General features: G+C 70.6%; 18 protein-coding genes and 1 pseudogene. 9 read left to right on the top strand and 10 right to left on the bottom strand.

The annotated features are described in order from the left end of the window. From ASC99_RS16905 to ASC99_RS16920, 4 genes are all read right to left on the bottom strand, one after another. Positions 1-415, bottom strand: a 415-nt coding sequence (locus tag ASC99_RS16905; protein WP_200948341.1) for a hypothetical protein, incomplete at its 3' end; no start/stop codon positions are given. Positions 416-423: 8 nt separating this feature from the next. Further along, on the bottom strand, positions 424-903 hold the full coding sequence (locus ASC99_RS16910; RefSeq protein WP_057232910.1) for a hypothetical protein: 480 nt from the start codon (positions 901-903) through the stop codon (positions 424-426). Next, positions 900-2,087 (bottom strand): AAA family ATPase, encoded by a 1,188-nt coding sequence (locus ASC99_RS41930; RefSeq protein ID WP_304440744.1) that lies wholly within the window; start codon positions 2,085-2,087, stop codon positions 900-902. The genes ASC99_RS16910 and ASC99_RS41930 overlap by 4 nt, the downstream gene beginning before the upstream one ends. A gap of 146 nt (positions 2,088-2,233) precedes the next feature. Further along, a complete protein-coding gene (locus ASC99_RS16920; RefSeq protein ID WP_057232912.1) occupies positions 2,234-3,658 on the bottom strand; it encodes an amino acid permease in 1,425 nt (474 codons plus the stop codon). A 264-nt stretch (positions 3,659-3,922) separates the two neighbouring features. On the opposite strand from ASC99_RS16920, the gene ASC99_RS16925 reads away from it, so the two are divergent. The 3 genes from ASC99_RS16925 (at position 3,923) to ASC99_RS40570 (ending at position 6,477) form a co-directional block, all read left to right on the top strand. Beyond that, complete coding sequence (locus ASC99_RS16925) at positions 3,923-5,254, top strand: DUF4419 domain-containing protein (RefSeq protein WP_057232914.1); 1,332 nt, start codon at positions 3,923-3,925, stop codon at positions 5,252-5,254. A gap of 138 nt (positions 5,255-5,392) precedes the next feature. Continuing rightward, a complete protein-coding gene (locus ASC99_RS16930; RefSeq protein WP_057232916.1) occupies positions 5,393-5,821 on the top strand; it encodes a hypothetical protein in 429 nt (142 codons plus the stop codon). Between the two features lie 389 nt (positions 5,822-6,210). After that, a complete protein-coding gene (locus tag ASC99_RS40570) occupies positions 6,211-6,477 on the top strand; it encodes a sortase domain-bontaining protein (protein WP_235583045.1) in 267 nt (88 codons plus the stop codon). Between the two features lie 3 nt (positions 6,478-6,480). Here ASC99_RS40570 and bioD read toward each other — a convergent pair whose 3' ends face one another. The 3 genes from bioD to bioB form a co-directional block, all read right to left on the bottom strand. After that, positions 6,481-7,203, bottom strand: a complete 723-nt coding sequence (gene bioD, locus ASC99_RS16940; RefSeq protein ID WP_057232918.1) for a dethiobiotin synthase — start codon at positions 7,201-7,203, stop codon at positions 6,481-6,483. Then, the gene (locus ASC99_RS16945) at positions 7,200-8,432 is read right to left on the bottom strand and encodes an adenosylmethionine--8-amino-7-oxononanoate transaminase (RefSeq protein ID WP_235502648.1); all 1,233 of its coding nucleotides are present in this window, start codon (positions 8,430-8,432) and stop codon (positions 7,200-7,202) included. The genes bioD and ASC99_RS16945 overlap by 4 nt, the downstream gene beginning before the upstream one ends. 67 nt (positions 8,433-8,499) lie before the next feature. After that, the gene (bioB, locus tag ASC99_RS16950; RefSeq protein WP_057232922.1) at positions 8,500-9,720 is read right to left on the bottom strand and encodes a biotin synthase BioB; all 1,221 of its coding nucleotides are present in this window, start codon (positions 9,718-9,720) and stop codon (positions 8,500-8,502) included. 154 nt (positions 9,721-9,874) lie between these two features. Here bioB and ASC99_RS16955 point away from each other — a divergent pair, with 154 nt between their 5' ends. After that, positions 9,875-10,582: a hypothetical protein gene (locus ASC99_RS16955; RefSeq protein WP_057232924.1), complete on the top strand. Its 708-nt coding sequence runs from the start codon at positions 9,875-9,877 to the stop codon at positions 10,580-10,582. Between the two features lie 33 nt (positions 10,583-10,615). On the opposite strand, the gene ASC99_RS16960 is transcribed toward ASC99_RS16955, so the two are convergent. Further along, positions 10,616-12,790: an RICIN domain-containing protein gene (locus ASC99_RS16960; protein WP_057232926.1), complete on the bottom strand. Its 2,175-nt coding sequence runs from the start codon at positions 12,788-12,790 to the stop codon at positions 10,616-10,618. 35 nt (positions 12,791-12,825) lie between these two features. Further along, positions 12,826-14,769, bottom strand: a pseudogene (locus ASC99_RS16965) (glycoside hydrolase family 3 protein); the annotation flags it as partial. 144 nt (positions 14,770-14,913) lie between these two features. On the opposite strand from ASC99_RS16965, the gene ASC99_RS16970 reads away from it, so the two are divergent. The 4 genes from ASC99_RS16970 to ASC99_RS16985 all read left to right on the top strand — a co-directional run bounded on the left by ASC99_RS16970 (position 14,914) and on the right by ASC99_RS16985 (position 18,537). Next, the gene (locus ASC99_RS16970) at positions 14,914-15,516 is read left to right on the top strand and encodes a TetR/AcrR family transcriptional regulator (protein WP_235502627.1); all 603 of its coding nucleotides are present in this window, start codon (positions 14,914-14,916) and stop codon (positions 15,514-15,516) included. Positions 15,517-15,607: 91 nt separating this feature from the next. After that, entirely contained in the window at positions 15,608-16,825 is a 1,218-nt protein-coding gene (locus tag ASC99_RS39730) for a C40 family peptidase (RefSeq protein ID WP_200948342.1), read from the top strand. A gap of 368 nt (positions 16,826-17,193) precedes the next feature. Beyond that, positions 17,194-17,697 carry a hypothetical protein gene (locus tag ASC99_RS16980; protein WP_057232931.1) on the top strand — a complete coding sequence of 168 codons (504 nt, stop codon included), beginning with the start codon at positions 17,194-17,196 and terminating at the stop codon, positions 17,695-17,697. Between the two features lie 234 nt (positions 17,698-17,931). Next, on the top strand, positions 17,932-18,537 hold the full coding sequence (locus tag ASC99_RS16985) for a hypothetical protein (protein ID WP_057232933.1): 606 nt from the start codon (positions 17,932-17,934) through the stop codon (positions 18,535-18,537). A gap of 286 nt (positions 18,538-18,823) precedes the next feature. Here the strand turns inward: ASC99_RS16985 and ASC99_RS16990 are convergent, their stop codons facing one another. After that, positions 18,824-19,234, bottom strand: coding sequence for a VOC family protein (locus tag ASC99_RS16990; RefSeq protein WP_057232934.1), 411 nt, complete (start codon positions 19,232-19,234; stop codon positions 18,824-18,826). Positions 19,235-19,642: 408 nt separating this feature from the next. On the opposite strand from ASC99_RS16990, the gene ASC99_RS37325 reads away from it, so the two are divergent. Further along, the gene (locus tag ASC99_RS37325) at positions 19,643-19,858 is read left to right on the top strand and encodes a winged helix-turn-helix domain-containing protein (RefSeq protein ID WP_235583046.1); all 216 of its coding nucleotides are present in this window, start codon (positions 19,643-19,645) and stop codon (positions 19,856-19,858) included. The last annotated feature ends 23 nt before the right edge of the window (positions 19,859-19,881 follow it).

Here is a 19,881-nt window from a genome sequence, read left to right on the forward strand (position 1 = left end):
GCGCGGCCGCCCGGCGGTGCAGGACCAGCAGTGCGGCGAGCTGGACCAGCCGCCCGGCACCTGCCTGGGTGGGGCCGGCGTCGACCAGCGCGACCATTCGGCCGCGCACCGTGGGCTTGTTGAACTCCGGTGCCAGGTGCAGCAGTTCACCGTCCACCAGGCGGCGCAGGAACTCCTCGGGGTACTCGTCCGCGAGCAGCCACTCGGAGGGCAGCAGCTGGTCCGGCCGCCCCGAGCGGGAGAGCCCGCCGAGGCCGTCGGGGTCACCGTGGACGTCGGCCACGGGCTCGCGCTCGCCGACCAGGGCATCCAGGCGACGCAGCAACGGGCCCAGCGCGACGGCGAGTTCGGGCGAGATCGCCGAGAGGGCAGTGGCCCACGGGGCGAGGGCGGCGGGCAGTCGGGAGGTCGTCACCGGCCGGGTCACGAGGTGCCGTCCGCTCCGCTGTCGGGATCGGTGCCGGTCGGCCGGGTGAACGGATCAAGCGCGTCCCCGGAGACGAGCGGCACCGGCGGGTCGGCGACCAGGGCGCGACCGGGGACGAGCACGCACAGCTGACCCTCCGCCGCGCCGAGAGCTCGGCGCCAGAGCGTGGCGGCGGGTGTGGGGCGGGCGGTGGTGGGTGTCAGCAGGCCCGCGTCCCGGCCCAGGTAGCGGGCGCCGTCCGCCCACGGCAGGTCCTGCTCCGCGCCGAGTACGAGCAGCACCCGGTCGGTGGTGGGCAGGCCAGGACCGTCCTCGGCGAGTACGGCGAGGCGGGCCCCGGCACGGACCCGCTCCCGAGCTGCGACGGCCAGGCCGGGCACCGCGGCGCCGACCGCGAGTACGGCGACGGACGGCAGCGGCGGCTCGCGGCGCTCCCATTGGAGGGGGAAGGACGGGCTGAGCTGATCGAGGGTCACGAGGGGGTGACCGCCGCGACCAGCTCGGCCCGTATCCCGGCCAGCGGGGCCGGCAGTTCGGCCGGGTCGAAGCCCGCATCGATCTCGCGCAGGGCGGCCTCCAGCCGCAGCCGCGAGTCCCGTCCCTCGGGCAGGCCCCGGTGCTCGGCGAGCAGCGCGGTGCCGGTGTGGGCCAGCCGTTCGGCGCGGGCGGCCGTGCTGCGGGAGAGSTCCTCGGCGGCGTGCACCAGGCTGCGGTTGGCGGACTTCTCCACCAGATCCGCGAGGGTGTCCCGGGCCAGCGCCTGGGTGTCGGCGGTCGGGGCGACCAGCGGCAGCACCCAGAGGTCGCGCGCGGAGGCGACCGTCCGGCCGTCCAGCACGGCAGCGGCGGCGACCAACTTCTGTGAGCGAACCGCCCGCCGGTCGCTGACCGGCACCCCGGCGCCGCGCAGTCGGCGCAGCGCCGTCCCGACCAGCGGGGTGACCTCGTCGAGGTCGCAGGCGCGGGCGGCGGCGGCCAGCCGGTCCACGGCGGCGAGCATGCCGCCGGGGGTGCCGTGGGCGGCCGGTGCGGCGGCGGGGCGACGGCCGGCCTCCAGCAGCTCCTCCAGCCGGGCGTCGGCCACCGGCTCGACGAACACCCGGGCCAGGAAACGGTCCGCGAAGGCGGCCAGCGCCGGGTCCTCGGGCAGGTGGTTGGCAGCGCCCACACAGATCCGCAGCGGGCTGGCGAGGACGGTCCGACCCCGGCGGAAGACTCGTTCGTTGAGCAGTCCGAGCAGGGTGTTCAGCACCGCCGTGGAACCGAGGAAGACCTCGTCCAGGAAGGCGATCTCGGCCTCGGGGAGCATCCCGGCGGTCTCGAACTCGACCCGGCCCTCCCGCAGTCCGCGTAGATCGACCGGGCCGAACAGCTCGTTCGGCTCGGTGAACCGGCCGAGCAGGTACTCGAAGTAGCGCCCCCCGAGCTGACCGGCGATCCGGCGTACGGCCTCGGACTTCGCGGTGCCCGGCGCACCGACGACCAACAGGTGCTCCCCCGCGACCGCACAGAGCATGACCACCTCGGCCACCGTCTCCCGGTCGACCATGCCCCGACCCGCAGCTGCCACGGCGGCGCCGACCAGTTCGGCATCCGCAGCCAGCGGCGAGCGGTCGGGCGCGGCGGGGATGTTGCTCGGGGCGGTACTGATCTCGGTCACAAGCAGGGGATTCTACGGGCGCGCCATCCCGACCTACCAGCGGGTTTCGCCACCACCCGGGCAGCAGCATGCCGAGAACCCAGGGCAGGAGACCGGGGAGGTTCGGGCCCGCAGACGGTGCCGAGCCCGAACCCCCTGAAGCGGTGTCAGGCCTGGAGAGCGGCCTTGCGGCGGCGGTCCACGACGGCTGCCGCGATCAGCACGACGGCGGCGGCGACCAACGACAGGTACATCTGCGTGCGCCCTTCGGCGTCGGTGAACATGTACACCATGACGAACCCGATCAGGCCGATCGTCGCCCAGGTCAGGTAGGGGTACAGCCACATCCGGACGGTGAGGCGCTCGGGCGACTCCCGCTCGATGATCTTCCGCATCCGCAGCTGCGAGAAGCAGATCACCAGCCAGACGAAGAGCGCCACCGCGCCCGAGGAGTTGATCAGGAACTTGAAGACGGTGTCCGGTGAGGTGTAGTTGAAGAACACCGCGACGAAGCCGAAGACCACCGAGGACAGAATCGCGGTACGCGGCACCCCGCGCGCGCTCACCCGGGCGAAGGCCCGGGGCGCGTCGCCCCGCTGCCCGAGCGAGAACGCCATCCGGGAGGCGGTGTACAGACCCGAGTTGAGGCAGGAGAGCACGGCCGTCAGCACGATCACGTCCATCACCCGGCCCGCGCCCGGGATGCCCACGTGCTCCAGTACCGCGACGTACGGGCTGCCCTTCACCGAGGCGTCGTTCCACGGCAGCAGGGTGACCACGATCGCGATCGAGCCGAGGTAGAAGACGCCGATCCGCCAGATCACGCTGTTGGTGGCCTTGCTGACGGCCTTCTCAGGATCGGCGGACTCGCCGGCCGCGAGGGTGACGATCTCGCTGCCCATGAAGGCGAAGACCACGGTCAGCATGCCGGTGAACACCGCTCCCACCCCGTGCGGGAGGAAGCCGCCGTTGCCGGTCAGGTTGGTCATGCCGACCGCGTCGGTGCCGGGCAGCAGCCCGAACACGGCCAGACCGCCGATCACGATGAAGGCGATGATCGCCACCACCTTGATGCCCGCGAACCAGAACTCGAACTCGCCGTACGAGGCGACCGAGAACAGGTTGGTCGCCGTCAGCACGGCCATCACCGCCAGGGCGAACGCCCACTGCGGCACGCCGGGTACCCAGGAATTGAGGATCTTGGCGCCGGCGGTGGCTTCCACCGCCAGCACGACGACCCAGAAGAACCAGTACAGCCAGCCGATGCTGAAGCCCGCCCAGCGCCCCAGCGCCCGGTCCGCGTAGGCCGAGAACGAACCGCTCTGCGGGTCGGCGGCGGCCATCTCGCCGAGCATCCGCATCACCATGACCACCAGCACACCGGCCAGCGCGTAGGACAGCAGGATGCCGGGGCCGGTGGAGGCGATGCCGGCGCCGGAACCGACGAACAGGCCGGCTCCGATCACGCCGCCGATGGCGATCATGGACAGGTGCCGGTTCTTGAGCCCGGCCTTCAGGTGGCCGCCGTCCGGTGCGCCGTGGTCCGGGGTCTCCGGAGGCGACGCGGCCTGGGTGGTGGTGTTCGCACTCATGGGTGAGGGTGCCTTTGCCTTTCCCACGCGGCTGACCCTTCGACCTGTTGTGCCGAAGAGAGAGGGGGACAGACCCGCGTATTGCGAGGCAATCTAACTGCTATCAGCTGATGCCTGGGCCGACCACCTTGAAATGCTCACTCAATCTCAACAAAACCCGAGGTCAAGGCGGTGGTCCCAGAGATGACGAAAGCTCAAATCTGACACACCATCGGAATACCCTTTGCTGATCCTAGAATCGGGGATTACGACCGAGGGGGCGATATGGCTTTCGAGATCTACCTACCGCTCACGGATGACCCGGAGGGGGACGCCAAGGCTGCTCGGCTTGCCGGGGAGCTCGGTGAGATCGGCAACGAGCGGTTCCTGCGGGCTGTGCTGCGGGATCCGGCGGCTTTTCACCATCGGAGCACCGACCGGCTGGTCGGCTGGGTCACCGCGACTCCGGGGGCGGTCGAGCCGAACTCCAGTCTGTTGCTGCGCGCCCTCCACCTGTCCTTCACCGCGCACCTTCCGCTGAGTCTCTCGCCGGATCTGCTGTGGTACGCGGTCGTGCATGAGGTGGCCGTGCACGTTCGCCTCAACTCCGTTGCGTACGAGGGGCTGTTCACCGATACGCCGGGATTCCGGCAGACCATCACCGTGTACGACGATTCGGCGCCCTCGGACTGGGAGCGCTCGATCAACCTGGTGCAGGAGCCGCTGCGCGAGCGGATCGGAACCGAGACGGCCGAGCTCTTCCAACCGGCCTTCTCGACCACTACGTCCGCCGATGCCACCGCCGCGCTGGTGGCGCTGATGGACGTCGTCAGCCCGTACTACCGCTTCCGCTGGAAGAGCCTGTGCGGCATCCCCCGGATCAGGCTGGAGGGAACGGCCGGAGACTGGGACCTGCTGGCGCTGCGGGTGCGCGGGCTCGCCGACCGGTTCGAGGGGCTGCGGCCCTGGTTCACCGCTCTGCACCCGGTACTGGACGAGATCGCCGCGACAGCCGCAGGGCGGGGTGTGGAGCAGGAGTTCTGGCGCTCGCTCTACAAGTACCGGTCGCGATCCGGTGGCGCCTCGGTCACCGGCTGGATCAACGCCTTCTTCGCCCACCGGTACACCGACGACGGGCCGTGCCCGAAGGAGGAGTTCGGCCCGGGCAGTTCATCCGCAGGGGACTTTCCCTCCCATGTCTCGCGAGTCCCGTTCCGGTGGCAGACCCTTGTCGGCACCTTCGACATGGCCGTCCTCGGCGGGGTCCTCGGCATCGAACGCGACGAGGAGTGGATCAGGCCCCGGCTCGGCCACGCAGTGGTCGAACTCCTCCCTGCCGACCCGCGCGACGACCGCCTGCCCGAGCCCTGGTACCTGGCCGACATCCAGCGCCTCACCGGCAGCCGGGAGGCCAGGCTGCTCGACACCCTCGGTACCGTCACCCACGAGGGCACGCTGCTCCAAGTCGACTGCGGGATCGACGTGGAGGAGGGAACCTGCGTCGTTCGGACCGTGGAGGGCGACTGGTACCTCGGCGACCTGGTGTCCAATGCCGGGGACATCGTGTGCTGGGAGAACTGCGGTCCGGACCTCGGGGTGGCCTTGCGGACACTCTGACGGGATGTGCGCCTCGGTACGAGGGGGTGGCGCGCTCCGGCGTGCGCTCACGCCGGTGGGTCCGCCGAGTGGCACGGGCCGGGAACTGCGGACGTAACTGGTGGCAGTCCTGTCACTCGACGTACTGGAGTTCAGCTCATGCGTATTGCCAATGCGGTCGGCGCGGCCCTGTTGATCACGCTCGCCGGTGTGCCGCTCGCCGGGGCCGCCCAGGCCCAGACCGGCGACCTGGACTGCCCGCAGTTCCGGACCCAGCCGGAGGCGCAGGCCGTCTTCGACGCGGACCCCTCCGATCCGAACCGGCTGGACGCGAACAAGAACAGGATCGCCTGCGAGAACCTGCCGGCCAGTCTGCCGGGCGGTACCACCGTCCCGGCCCCGGGTGCGGCCGCGACCCCCGCCGCGCTGGTCCCGCCCGCTCCGGCGCCGCACGGCGCAGTGGCGGCGGGCGCCGGTCCGGCGGAGGGCGGAAGCACTCCGGTCGCGCTCTCGCTCGGCGCGGGTGCCGTGCTGATGGCGGGCAGTGCGGTCGTACTTCGGCGTCGGCAGGCCAACCAGGAGAACTGACCGAGCATCGGCCCGGGCCGGGACGGCAGACCGCCGTCCCGGTCACCGCACGGAGGAGGAACGGATGGCCACGGCGGTCGGCGTGCTGCGGCGACGCGGCCTGCGAGCCCCCGCGCTGCTGCTGGCCCTGTCCGGCCTGATGGTGGCCGGGGCCTGGCAGATCGGCCTGAGTGCCCCGCCGGGCCCGGCCCTGCCCTCGGCCGCTCCAGTGGTCGCCCCACCGGCAGTGGCGAGCCGGGCGGCCACTGCGGCAGTGGGGCTGGCCCGTGCGGTCCCGGTCCGGGTCCGGATTCCCGTGCTCGGCATCGACACGTCGCTGGGGCAGTTGACCCTCGATCAGAGCGGATCGCTGCGCCCGGGAGACCGGCACCGCTCTGATCACCGGGCATGTGGACACCGCGCGTGGCCCCGCCGTCTTCTTCCGCCTGGCCACCCTGACGGCCGGTCAGCAGATCGAGGTGGACCGGGCTGACGGCTCCACCGCCCGTTTCACGGTGGACGCCGTGCAGAACCACCCCAAGGACGACTTCCCCGAGCAGCGCGTCTACGGTCCCGCCCCGCGCCCTGAGCTACGTCTGATCACCTGCGGTGGCCGCTACGACCGGGCGCACGGCGGTTACCAGGAGAACACCGTGGTCTACGCCCACCTGGTCTGAGGATCAGGCGGGGTGGGCCGCCGTGAAGGCGGCTGCGTCCCAGGTGCCGCCGAGGGGTGGGGCCAGGAAGGACTTGGCGAGGGTGGGGAAGTCGGGGGAGTGCGGGGCGCCGTGCGGGAGTGCGCCGAGCAGCGGGGCCCCGGCGGCGCGGGGGAGGTCGGTGAGGTTACAGCGGGTGGCGAGGTCCGGGTCTGCGGGCCAACTGCCGATCACCACACCGAGTGTGTCCAGGCCGCGAGTGCGCAGCGCCTCGGCGGTCAGGGCGGTGGTGTTCAGGGTGCCGAGCCCGGCGGAGGCGACCAGCAGGACCTGGACTCGGAGGCCGAGGGCGGCGGTGGCGAGTGCCTGGTCGGCGAGGGTGTGGCCGTCGGCGTCGTAGCGGACCAGCAGGCCGCCCGCGCCCTCGACCAGCACCAGCCGGTGTACGGAGGCCAGTTCGGCCACCGCGTCGGCGACCTGCTGCGGGCGTAGGGTCGGCAGGCCGGACCGGCGGGCGGCGGTGTCGGGGGCCAACGGCTCGGGGTAGCGGGCCAGTTCGCGGATGGTGACGTGCGGGCCGGCCAGTCGGGCGACCTCCTCGGCGTCGCCGGGCTCGGTCGCGGTGACCCCGGTCTGACCGGGCTTCAGCACGGCCACCGACGGGGCGAGGGCGGCGACGGCTGCGGTGACGGCGGTCTTGCCGACCTCGGTGCCGGTGCCGGTGACGAACAGGACGGTGGCGGTCATCCGGCCACCGCCGCAGCGGCCACGGCCGTGGTGATCCGGGCCAGGTCGGCGTCGGAGGTGATGAACGGCGGCATGGTGTAGAGCAGATCGCGGAACGGGCGGAGCCAGACGCCCTCCCGGGCGGCGGCCTCGGTGGCGGCCCGGACGTCCACCGGGTGGTCGAGCTGGACCACCCCGATCGCGCCGAGCACCCGGACGTCGGCGACGCCGGGGAGCTCGGCCGCCTCGGCCAGCCCCTCGGTCAGTCCGGCCTCGATCCGCTTCACCTCGGTCCGCCAGTCCTGACGGAGCAGCAGGTCGATCGAGGCGTTGGCGACGGCGGCGGCGAGCGGGTTGCCCATGAAGGTCGGCCCGTGCGCCAGCACCGGCAGTTCGCCCTGGCTAATGCCGTCGGCGATCCGGGCGGTGCACAGGGTGGCGGCCATGGTCAGGTACCCGCCGGTCAGCGCCTTGCCCAGGCAGAGCACGTCGGGGGAGACCCCCGCGTGGTCGGCGGCGAACAGCTCGCCGGTCCGGCCGAAGCCGGTGGCGATCTCGTCGAAGATCAGCAACACGCCGTACCGGTCGCAGAGTTCACGCAGCAGCCGCAGGTAGGCGGGGGAGTGGAAGCGCATCCCGCCCGCGCCCTGCACCACCGGCTCGACGATCACCGCGGCCAGCTCGTCCGCGTGCTCGGCGATCAGGGCGGCCAGCTGCCCGGCGTACGCCTCGTCCGGCTCGGCCGCGAAACCGGCCGGCGGCTCGCCCGCGAACAGCTGACGCGGCAGCACCCCGCCCCAGAGCTGGTGCATCCCGCCCTCGGGGTCGCAGACCGACATCGGGTGGAAGGTGTCGCCGTGGTAGCCGCCACGCCAGGTGAGCATCCGGCGCTTCTCGGGCCGGCCGGTCGACTGCCAGTACTGCAGGCACATCTTGATCGCGACCTCGACGGCCACCGAGCCCGAGTCGGCCAGGAACACGTGCTGGAGCGGCTCGGGGGTGATCTCCACCAGTTTGGCCGCCAGCCGGACGGCGGGCTCGTGGGTGAGCCCGCCGAACATCACGTGGCTCATCCGGCCGAGCTGGTCGCGGACCGCCTCGTCCAGCACCGGGTGCCGGTAGCCGTGGATCGCGGCCCACCAGGAGGACATGCCGTCGATCAGCTCCCGGTGCCCGGCCACAGGCTCGGCGAGCCGGAGCCGGACCCCGGAGGCGGACTCGACCACGTACGGGGTCGAGGTGCCGGGCATCGGCGCGTACGGGTGCCAGACGTGCGCCCGGTCGAGGTCGAGAAGGGTGCTCACGGTGCGTCAGTTCCTAGGCGTTCGGGGCCAGTTCGGTACCCGCGCCACGGCGGCGGACCCGGACCAGGTCGGAGCGCAGCTCGTCGTTCTCGTGGGTGTCGGTGGCCTCCGGGGTGTGGCCGCCGCACGGACCGCAGCCGCCGGTGCCGCAGGCGTGCGCGCCGGTCTCAGCCTCGGCGTCGCCGCAGCCACCGCCACCGGTGCCGCAGCCGCCACCGAGCCCGGCCTCCGAGCGGTGCCGGGGCAGGGTCGGCTCGCCCGCGCCCTCCACCTCGAAGCCCGCGTCCGCGATCATGTCGAGGTCGGTCTGACCGGCCTGGCCCTCACTGGTGAGGTAGTCGCCGAGGAAGATCGAGTTGGCGATGTGCAGGCCGAGCGGCTGCATCGACCGCAGGTGCACCTCGCGGCCGCCGGCGATCCGCACCTCGACGTCGGGGCAGACGAACCGGACCATCGCCAGGATGCGCAGGCAGCGCTGCGGGGTGAGGTTCCACTCCTTGGCCAGCGGGGTGCCCTCGAACGGGATCAGGAAGTTGACCGGCACCGAGTCGGAGCCGATCTCGCGGAGCGCGAAGACCACGTCCACCAGGTCCGCGTCGCTCTCGCCCATACCCGCGATCAGGCCGGAGCAGGCGGAGAGCCCGGCGCCGTGCGCCTTGGTGACGGTGTCCACCCGGTCCGCGTAGGTGTGGGTGGTGGTGATGTCGCCGTAGGTGGCTTCCGAGGTGTTCAGGTTGTGGTTGTAGGCGTCGGCGCCCGCCGCCTTCAGCCGCTCGGCCTGGTTGTCGGAGAGCAGGCCCAGACAGGCGCAGACCTCGACTGCCTCGTTGGCGTCCTTGATGGCGGCGATGGTGTCGGCCACCCGGTCGATGTCACGGTCCGTCGGACCGCGTCCGCTGGCGACCAGGCAGACCCGCTTCGCACCGCCCGCGAGACCGGCGGCGGCGGCCTCGGCGGCCTGCTCGGGCTTGAGCCAGGTGTACTTGAGGATCTCGGCCTTGGACCCGAGCCGCTGCGAGCAGTAGTTGCAGTCCTCGGGGCAGAGGCCGCTCTTGAGGTTCACCAGGTAGTTGAGCTTGACCCGGCGGCCGAACCACTGGCGGCGCACCCGGCCGGCGGCCGCGACCACGTCCAGCAACTCGTCGTCGGTGGTGGCGAGTACGGCCAGGGCCTCCTCCCGGGTGGGAGTTTCCCGGCGCAGGCCCTTGGCGGTGAGGGTGTCAAGCAGATCCATGGACTTGATCCTGCCCGGGCGACCTGGAGTCGCGCCAGAGGGAACCACCCAGAAGATCTCTCGGAACGTGTGCGGGTTGTCACAGTCACCCGGGTGCGGTACAGCGCCGCCCCCGTGAGTCCGCTCGTCGGATCATCCGTTTAGAATCTGCGCCATGACCACGCAGGGGGAACGCCACACCCATCGGGCGCACGGCAGCCGACGCCGGACGATCGCCCTCTGCTCCGTCGGCGCGGTGGCGATCACCCTAGGGGTGGTGGTGGCCAAGACCGGCGACTGGCTGGAAGGCGCCGGTCGGACCATCCAGGTGGTCTCCTCCGATTCCGTGCCGCCCGTACAGCCACTGTCCGAGAAGGACTTCTTCGTGGCCGAACGGTACTTCCCGGCCGCCAAGCCGATCGAACAGGACGGGTTCAAGGCGCTGCGCACCGCGGGGCGCCAGGGCGAGCCCTGCGTCGAGACCATGGCCGACCGTGCCCGTGACGTGCTGCGCGACACCGGCTGCCTGGGCTATGTGACGGTCGGCTACCTCCGCGAGGACCGGCAGGTGACCAGCAGCGTGACGGTGCTCCGGTTCGCCGACCAGGCGGGGGCCGAGAAGGCCCGCCAGGTGCTGGCGGCCGACAGCACCGCGATCGCCTTCGTCACGGCCGACCCCGCCGCCACTCCGGCGGCCTCCGGTTCCCCCTCGCCGGGCGCGGCCAAGCCGGTGACCAGTACTCAGGTGGAGGCGGTCGGCCACTACCTGACCGTCACCTCCTCACGCTTCGCCGACCAGCGGGCGACCGTCACCGACAACACCTTGGACACGGCGACCCGGGCGGTGTCGTTCACCGCCCGGGCGCCGTTCATGTGGCTCTGATCAGGAGCTCTGATCGTGTGGCTCTGAGGACCGTCACGGATAGCTGACCAGGTTGGCCACGTTGCTGCCGGAGTTGGAAGGGCCGCCGGTGCTGTTGATCACGTGGTTGATGGTCCCGGTGCCGCCGAGCGAGACGGTCACCATGTCGTGGAAGCGCACGCCGCTGCGGTTCGGCACCTCGAAGGCGTGCTCGGCCACCACCGCCGGGTTGACGTTGAAGTAGCAGTAGCTGCCCAGCCCCCAGGCCTCGTGCGTGGTGACCGAGTCGGCCACCTTGTACGCGGCGTACCCCTTGGTGGAGCCGTTCGTCCAGGCGGCCTGGTTCGGCGGGTCGTAGGGCATCTCGTTCTGGTAGAAGTACGTCCGCCCGCCGTTGCCGTTCCAGATCACCTGGTGCTGCTGGTAGTGCTCGACGAACAGGCCGTACATGGTGACGTCGGTGCCGTTCACCACCAGCCCGGTGGCGGCGGTGTTGCTGGTCCAGCCGACGCCGTTGCCGTGGTCGGCGCGCCAGATCCACATGTGGTCGCCGATCACGTCCGAGCTGTTCACCACCAGGCTCTGGGTGGCCCTGCCGACACCCGCGCCGCCGATCCGGAAGAACACGTCGTGCAGCGAGGTCGGGTCGGCGCTGTGCCGGGCGGCCGAGCCGGCCGGGCCGATCTGCATCAGCACCGGGGAGTTGACCGGGCCCGCGTCGACCAGCAGCCCGGCGATCTTCACGCCGTCCACGTCGGCCACGGTCATCGCGGTGATCCCGTTGTCCGGGATCAGGGTGGCCAGGCCGAGGCCGAGGACCACCGTCCCGGCTCTGGCGACGTTCAGGGTCTGGTCCAGGTGGTAGACGCCGGGAGTGAAGAGCAGGTTCTTGCCCTGCCCGAGGGCGGCGTTGATCTGGGTGGCGGTGGCGCCCGGCTTCACCACGAAGAACTGGTCGATCGGCAGCGAGGCGCCCGGTTGGCTGCCCGAACTCCAGCTGGTGCCGGTGGAGTTGCTGCGCAGCGCGGGCACGAACACCCGGTACGCCCCGGCGGAGTCCACGTACAGGAAGGGCTTCTCGCGGACCACCGGGGTCTGGCCGACCGTGGTGTAGGGCGGGCTCGGGAAGGTGTTGGCGGGGGCGTTGACGTCGCCGACGAAGACCATGTTCCAGTTCGAGCCGCTCCAGCTGCCCCACTGCGAGTTGCGGGACAGCCACTGCTGCTGGGAGCCGGACCGGACCTGGCCGTCGATCTTCGAGTCGGCCAACAGCCCGCCGCTGGACCAGCCGCCGTCGTCCAGCTGGAGATTGCCCCGGACGTGCATCCGGCGGTACGGGGCGGCCTGCGAGACCGCCCAACGGTCGGTCCCGGAAGGCGGGTTGACCGAGAGGTTCTCGGCCGAGCGCCAGAAGTTCTGGGTCGCGTTGCCCTGGAACCAGTCCGCCTCGGCGTGTACGCCGCCGTTGATCGTGACGTCGTCGGGGGACAGGCCGAGACCGGCGACCTGGGTGTAGAAGCCGACGTTGGCGTCCACGGTGTAACTGCCGGGCTTGAACAGCAGGGCCTGGCGCTGGGTGCCGAACTGGTTGGTCTCCTGCTGCTGGAAGACCGAGTTCAGCTTGGACTGGATCGAGGCGGCGGACATCGACGGGTCGAAGACGGTGACGTTCGGCCCGAGGTCGGGATTGCCGGGGGTGACCGGGGCGCCGAAGGTGAAGGACTGGGCGGTGGTGCCGTTGCAGGCGTACTGCTGGAGCACCACACCGTCGGCCGTCGAAGCACCGGGCACGTCAAGGCACTTGCCGCTGTTGCGGTTGACGAAGTGGTAGCCGCCGCCGGCCTCCTCGACCGGCAGCCACTGCTGGTTGGCGCCGCCGCCGTAGGCCCAGAGCTGGAGCTTGGCACTGTCGGCGGTCGAGACGCCGGTCACGTCGATCACCTTGGTGGCGTCGTTCAGGTTGGCGATCCGGACGTAGCCGGAGTCGGTCGGCTGGAGCTGCCACTGCTGCGCGCTGGTGCCGTTGCAGGCGTACTGCTGGACGGCGGTGCCGTTGGCGGTGGCGGCGGCCGCGGCGTCCACGCAGCGGCCGCTGTTGCGGTTGACCAGGGTGGTCCAGCCGGTGGGGACGGCGGCCTCGGCGGGAGCGGAGGAGACCAGGGCGGCGGGTGCCAGCAGGGTGGCGGCGGTGAACAGGCGTATGCTGTAACGCCGTTGTCTGGGATTCACGGGTGTTCGCTCCTGATGTGGGGGGATCAGCGGCGGGTGGTCAGGCCGAAGCCGTACCGGAACAGCGGGTCGTAGTCGCGGTCGCCGACGTTGATCGGCTCCTGGGCCTCGCTGCGCGGCCAGCTGACCGGGAGCTTCCCGGAGAAGCCGCGCTCGCCGAACAGCACGTCGGCCACGCCGGCGCCCTCGCTGCCGGGCAGCCAGGACATCACGAAGGCGTCCAGCTTGGGGAGTTGGTCGGTGATGATCTGCGGGCGCCCGGCCACGTCCAGCACCACGCAGGTGGCGACGGCCGAGCAGACCCGGTCGATGTTCGCCCGGTCGGCGGCCGAGAGTTCGAGGGTGTGGCCGTTGTTGCCGACGTCGCCGACGCCTTCGGCGTACGGGGTCTCGCCGACCACCACGATGCCGACCTGGTAGCCGGCGGTGGGGGCCGAGGCATCCAGGCTGTAGGCGGCGTCCGGGGCGTACTGGCGGATGCCCTCGAGGATCGTGGTGGCGGGGATGGTGTCGCCGGAGGCGCCCTGCCAGCTGACCGTCCAACCACCGGCCTGGTTACCGGGGTTGTCGGCATTGGCGCCGGCGACGTAGATCCGCTGGTCGCGCCTGAGCGGCAGCGCGCGGTGGTCGTTCTTCAGCAGCACCTGGGACTTGGCGACCGCCTCCCTGGCCACCGCCCGGTGCTCGGGCGAGCCGATGGTGCCCGCGTACCGGCGGTCGGTGAACGGGTGCTCGAAAAGGCCGAGTTCGAACTTGGCGCGGAGAATCCGGCGGACGGCGTCGTCGATCCGGGCGGTGGTCACCCGGCCGTCCTGCACCTCGGTGAGCAGCGCCTGCTCGAACTTGGCGGCGCTGTACGGCACCATGAACATGTCCAGCCCCGCGTTGACCGCCGTCCGGACCTGGGCCGGGTAGTCGCCGGGCAGTTGATTGATCGCGTCCCAGTCGCTGATCAGGAAGCCGTCGAAGCCGATCTTCTGCTTGAGCACCTCGGTCAGCAGCTCGTGATGGGCACTCATCTTCACCGGGTTGCCGACGCCGTCCTCGGTCCAGTCCACGCTGGAGTAGGACGGCATGATGCTGCCGACCCGGTGCTCCCGGACCGCCGCGACGTACGGTGCCAGGTCGATCCGGCGGAACCGCTCGTGCGAGGTGATGGTCACGCCCTGGTCCAGCTTGTAGTCGCCGGCCGAGGAGCCGTAGGCGGTGGAGCCGTCGCCCGCGAAGTGCTTCGCGGTGGCCAGCACCCGGTCGGGGCGGTCGAGTTGGCTCGCGTCGCGGCCCTGGAAGCCGTCGATCGCGGTCTCCAGGCTGGTGACCAGATCGGGATCCTCGCCGAAGCTCTCGTAGGTGCGGCCCCAGCGGTCGTCCCGGGCCACGCACAGGCACGGGGCGAACACCCACTGCGGCCCGGTCGCCCGGGTCTCGGTCGCGGTGATGTGGGCGGCCTCGCGGACCAACTCCGGGTCACGGGTGGCACCGAGGGCGATGTTGTGCGGGAAGACGGTGGCGCCGACCAGGTTGCCGTGGCCGTGCACCGAGTCCACGCCGTAGAGCAGCGGGATGTGCAGCCGGCCGGCCAGCGCGCGGGCCTGGTAACCGTCGACCATGTCGGCCCAGGCGGCCGGGGTGTTGGGGGTGGGGGTGGAGCCGCCGCCGGAGAGCAGCGAGCCGAGGCCGAGCTCGGTGATCTTCGCCTGGTCGCCGTCGACCGCGTTGCGTTCGGCCTGGGTCATCTGGCCGATCTTCTCCGGCAGCGTCATTCGGGCCAGCAGGTCGTTTACCCGACGCTCCACCGGCTGGCGGGGGTTGAGGTAGGGCGCGATGGTCGCTGGGGCTTCGGCTGCTGCTGACGGTACGACAGAGAGGGCGCCGGCGGCGACGGTTGCGGCGGTGAGCAGGGCGGCGCCGAGCAGGGTGTGCCGGCGCAGGATGGGGCGGTGCATGCAGGTGTCTCCAGTCCTGGGTGGGGTGCCGGAGGTGCGTGGCAGCAAGCATGAAAGCAGACCTACCGAGTGGTTGGTAAGTAGTTGGCCGCTTCTTTGTTCAATACTTGAAGTTACTCGTGAAGTTACTCGCGAAGTAACCCGTGGTCAGCGGCGCGGCGCCCGTACACTCGGGCGATGAAGAGCGGACAGACCGTCAGACCGGCCCGGGTGAGCCGGCGCGAGGAGATCCTCCGGATCGCGATGGAGACCTTCGCCACCCGGGGCTACCACCACGCCTCGCTGGCCGAGATAGCCGACCGGGTGGGGCTCACCCAGGCCGGCCTGCTGCACCACTTCCGGTCCAAGACCGCGCTGTTGAGCGGGGTGCTGGCGCTGCGCGACGAGTCGGACATCGAGCAGCTCGGCACCGAACGGCCGCGCGGTCTTGCCTTCCTGGACCACCTGGTCGACACCGCGCGGCACAACTCCGAACGGGAGGGTATCGTCCGGCTGTACACCGTGCTCTCCGCTGAGAGCGTCACCGACGGGCATCCCGCTCAGAGCTACTTCCGGGAGCGGTACCGGGGCCTGCGGGCGATGGTCGCCGAGGCCTTGGTCGAGGCTGCCGAACTCGGCGAGCTGCAGGCCGAGTTCGACGTCGGGTCGGTGGCCGCCGCGATCGTCGCGGTGATGGACGGGCTCCAGGTGCAGTGGCTGCTCGACCCGGATGCCGTCGACATGGCGGCGAGCACCCGACGCGCCGTCAGGGTGTTGCTGGCGGACCTGAGAAGTCACTGAGGAGTGTGGGTCGGAGGACTATCGGCGCGCGTTGCGCCGGTGCTTGAATGGCCGCCATCAATCCCCGGTCCCCACAGACTTGGACGGCCCTGTGACTACGCGCGTAAACCTGGTGCCACGGTGGATACTTCGCCCGCTGAGATACGCCGCTCTGCTCTCCGTCATCGCGTCCTTCGCGGTCTTCTTCGCCGGCGTCCAGCCCGCCCAGGCGGCCCCCGCCTGCGGCGTGCTCGCCTCCGGCGCCGCCCCGCAGGCCGCCTCCGCCGTCAACGCCGCCTGCGGCCTGATCGGCACCCCCTACTCCTGGGGCGGCGGCCACGGCGCCCAACCCGGTCCCTCGTACGGAAGTTGTGACGCCTCCAACGGCGCACCCAACGACTGCAACGTGCGCGGGCTGGACTGCTCGGGCATGGTCCGCTACGCCTACTACCTCGCGGTCGGCGCCGACGTGATCAACGGGACCACGTACACCCAGTGGCCCACGTCCCGCGCGGTGGCCCGCTACTACCGGGGTGACGGGCTCGCGCCGCTGCTCCCCGGCGACCTGGTGTTCTACGGGAACACCGCCGCCGGTATCCACCACGTGGCGATCTACCTGGGACAGGGGTACATCGCCGAGGCGCCGTACTCCGGCGGCTACGTCCAGGTGGCGACGCTCTACTCGCACGGCGACTACTACGGCTCGATCCGGCTGTACGGACCGGGTGGTGGCTCCACGACCCCGCCGCCGTCGGGTGGCGGCCAGTACTGGGTGGACACCTTCGCGAACGCCTCGGTCTACGGTTCGCCGAGCAGTACGACTGCCACCGGGACGCTGTACCAGGGCACCAACTACGTGTTCTGCAAGGCGTGGGGGCGGGAGGTGTCCAGTGGCGGGAGCTTCAACCACTGGTGGCTGAAGACCGATCCGGACGTCGGTCCGGGGGGTCAGTGGGTCTCGGCGTACTACCTCTCGCGCTGGGGCAACGACGTGGCCAAGGACAACAACGGCACCGTGATCCCAGACTGCGCGGGCGGCGGCGCCCCGCCGACCACGGGGAAGTACTGGGTGGACACGTTCGCCAACGCCTCGGTGTTCGGCTCGCCGACCAGTACGGCCGCCACGGGGACGCTGTACCAGGGCACCAACTACGTGTTCTGCAAGGCCTGGGGGCGGCAGATCTCCAGCGGGAGCAGCTTCAACCACTGGTGGCTGAAGACCGATCCGGACGTCGGAGCGGGCGGTCAGTGGGTGTCGGCGTTCTACCTGTCGCGCTGGGGCAACGACGTGGCCAAGGACAACAACGGCACCGTCATTCCGGACTGCTGACACTCGTTCGGAATTGCCTCCGTCACCCGTGCACCGTGGTCCGGCACTTGTCGGGCCACGGTGCACCGCGTGCACGGCCGCGCATGGGGCGGTCGTCGCCGAGGGCTTCGGCGGCGGCGGTGAGGCCGGCTGGGGTCAGGCCAACGATCTTCTCGGATCCGGGGCCGCCCGGCTTCAGGGCGCCTCCCTTGTCGCCATCGCGGTGGCGCGGCGGTGAGGTGAGGACCCGTTCCTCGACCAGCGGCCGGGCACGGTTCGCGGGACGTCGCCATGGACAGCCTTGCCAACTGCCCGGCGCTCCCTGAATAGTGGGCGCCGAGACCCGGCGACTACGCCGGTCGGCTCTGCAACCGGGGTGGGGATTCGGTATGGCAAGGCAGGTTCGGGGGTCCGATTTCGGTGCGCTCCACCGTAGTTCCTCCGTCATCGGCATCCCCGGGGTGATCTGGCAGGTCGGGCGACGGTTCGTCCTGTTGTTCTGCGTGGCGCTGCTCATCGGGCTGGTGGTGATGCGGCCGGACAACGCCGCAGTGAAGACCGCGATCGTGGTGGGGATCCCGCTGGCGGTCTACGGCATCGCCTTTTCCTGGCGCTGGTTGGCCGGACGGCTCGGCATGTGTCAGTGCTATCTCCGCGAGGACGGTGTGACCGTGACCGACCTCTTCGGCCACGTCCGGGACGCGGTCGCGTGGCGCGACATCGGGACCGTCAAGGAGAGCGGGGCGACGGGGATTCTGATGGCCTTCCGCCGCTTCGAGTTCCAACGCCGTACGGGACATCCGTTGACGGTGATCGTCCTCTCGATCCACCGCGCCTTCGCGAGAGACCTCATCCGCCTCGCCAACGAGAAGATCGGCACCTCAGGGCCCTGACCCGGAGCGGGAGACGGTCGACGTGCGACGACCAGGGTGAGGTCCGTGACCACGAGGTCGGTGCCGTAATGGGCCGGTCCGAGTCCTGGGTCGGACAGGTGGAGCGCGGGGCGCTGCGCTGGAAAGCTTGAGCATGGCGGAGCGGGTCCCGGGTGCGCCAGGTCTGACGGTTGATCATGTTCTGGCGCTTGACGGGCAGCTCCAGTGTCAGCGACCACGGTTACCTTCTCCTGCATGGAACGGGAACCTGCCAAGCGCTTCGATCCTCTGCCCGGACGGGTCGGCCACGTTGCCGGCATCGAGTCACTCACACTGGACGGGCGCCGCTACTACTTCGGCTTCGACTACACGAGCGACCTCGTTGTCTCACCGCTGATCGACGACCCGGACGCGATGGCGGCATTCGCAGCCGAGCACATGAGGCAGACCGACGGCAGACACGGCGAGACCTACTGGGCGGACCTCGTCGCCGACGCTGTCGAGACGTCAGAGCTTGTCTGGAAGGAGACAGAGCGGGAGTTCACCACGAGAAGCCTGCGCGCCGACCTGCCAAACCCCGGGAGTCACCTTCTCTACCTGCTGCACGCGGCCAGCGAGTGGGACGACTCATTCACCCTGCCGTCAGATGCTCAGCAGGCTTACACACGACTGGGGTTCGACGAGGGCAGCTTCGTCAAGGGCATCGGCGAGTGCCTGCAGGCCATCCTGGAGGACGGGGCGGACAGCCGCCCGGACGAGCGGACAGTTGTTCGCTGCTACCTCACGTCCGTGAAGCTCCTGCCCGGAAACTGGACACTGCTCTTCACCCCGCTCGCAGAAGCCATCACTGGTCGCGAATGAGTCACTGACCACTCCATGAGAGAGCGGAGCCTTCCCGAACGCGGTCATGGTGCACACCCCGGTACACGCCTCCTGGTTGAACCAGGTGGAGATCTACTTCTCCGCCGTGCAGCGCAAGGTCGTCTCGCCCAACGACTTCACCGACCTCACCCAGGTGGTGTGGGCGGGCTGCGATTTACCTTTCTGAAAGAGAGGGGCTGTCATGAGCACCGGGGGCAGGGACCGGGGGCGGGCAGTGCGCCACACCCGCCCCCGCTGTCCGGGACCTACGCGCCCCGGGAAGGTTTCACCGCCGGGCGTACGGCCGGGTCATGATCTCCATGTTGTGGCCGTCCGGGTCCGCGAAGTAGGCGCTGCGGCCGCCGAAGAGCCGGTTGATCTGCCCGGGGTCGGTGTGGCTGGGGTCGGCGTAGTAGGTGACTGCGATCGCTTCGAGGCGGGCGATCATTGTGTCGAACTGGTCGTCGGGCACGAGGAAGGCGTAGTGCTGCGGCTGGATCGGCTGGTCGCGCGTTTCGTAGTAGTCGAGCGTCACGCCGTTGGCCAGGTCGACGGGTAGGAACGGGCCGAACGGGGCGCTGACCCGCAGCCCCAGGATCTCGGCGAGGAACTCGGCCGACAGCTGACGGTCCGTGGCGTGGACGACGGTGTGGTTCAACTGGACGGCTGTGACAGGCAGTTGGTGGTCGTGCGGCATCTGTGCTGTTTCTCCGGGTCTTGGATTCCGTTGCGAGGAGGCGCCGCGCAAGGGCGCCGGAAGCGAAGACACGGAGAGGGCGGGCCTCTGGCCCGCCGGATGCTCACGCCAGAGCCGGGCGTCTCACTCGTTTATGGCTCAAGGCCGACCCGGCAGTCACCCGACCGACTCTACTGGCTTCGGCGCGTCAGGGTGAACTGTCGTGAAGTTCCTGATGGGTGTGGGTTGGTAGCTGTATCTGATGGTGTGTGAGGTATGCGGATGGGGGCGGGCTGACCGCTGAGGGACGCTTGCGCCGGGAGTCGGTGCGGATGCGGGCTGCGGAGCTGTTCGAGCAAGGGACCAGGCCGTCGGAGGTGGCACAGCTTCTGCGGGTGAGCCGGCAATGTCTCCGGGGCGACGAGGCTGATGCACCGGCTCGGTTTCAGCCCGCAGGTCCCCGCACGACGGGTCGCCGAGCGCGACGAACAGGCCGTCACCGCCTGGAAGGAGGCGACCTGGGCGGAGGTAAAAGCGCCCGGGTGGCCTGCGGGGGCTACATCTGCTTCGAGGACGAGGCAGGCTTCACCCGCCGTCCGCCCAAAGGACACACCTGGGGCCGGCGAGGCCGCACCCCGGTCGTGACGGTCAGCGGCCGCCGCTCGGGA

The organism is Kitasatospora sp. Root107, assembly GCF_001424875.1.
Classification (GTDB): Bacteria; Actinomycetota; Actinomycetes; order Streptomycetales; family Streptomycetaceae; genus Kitasatospora.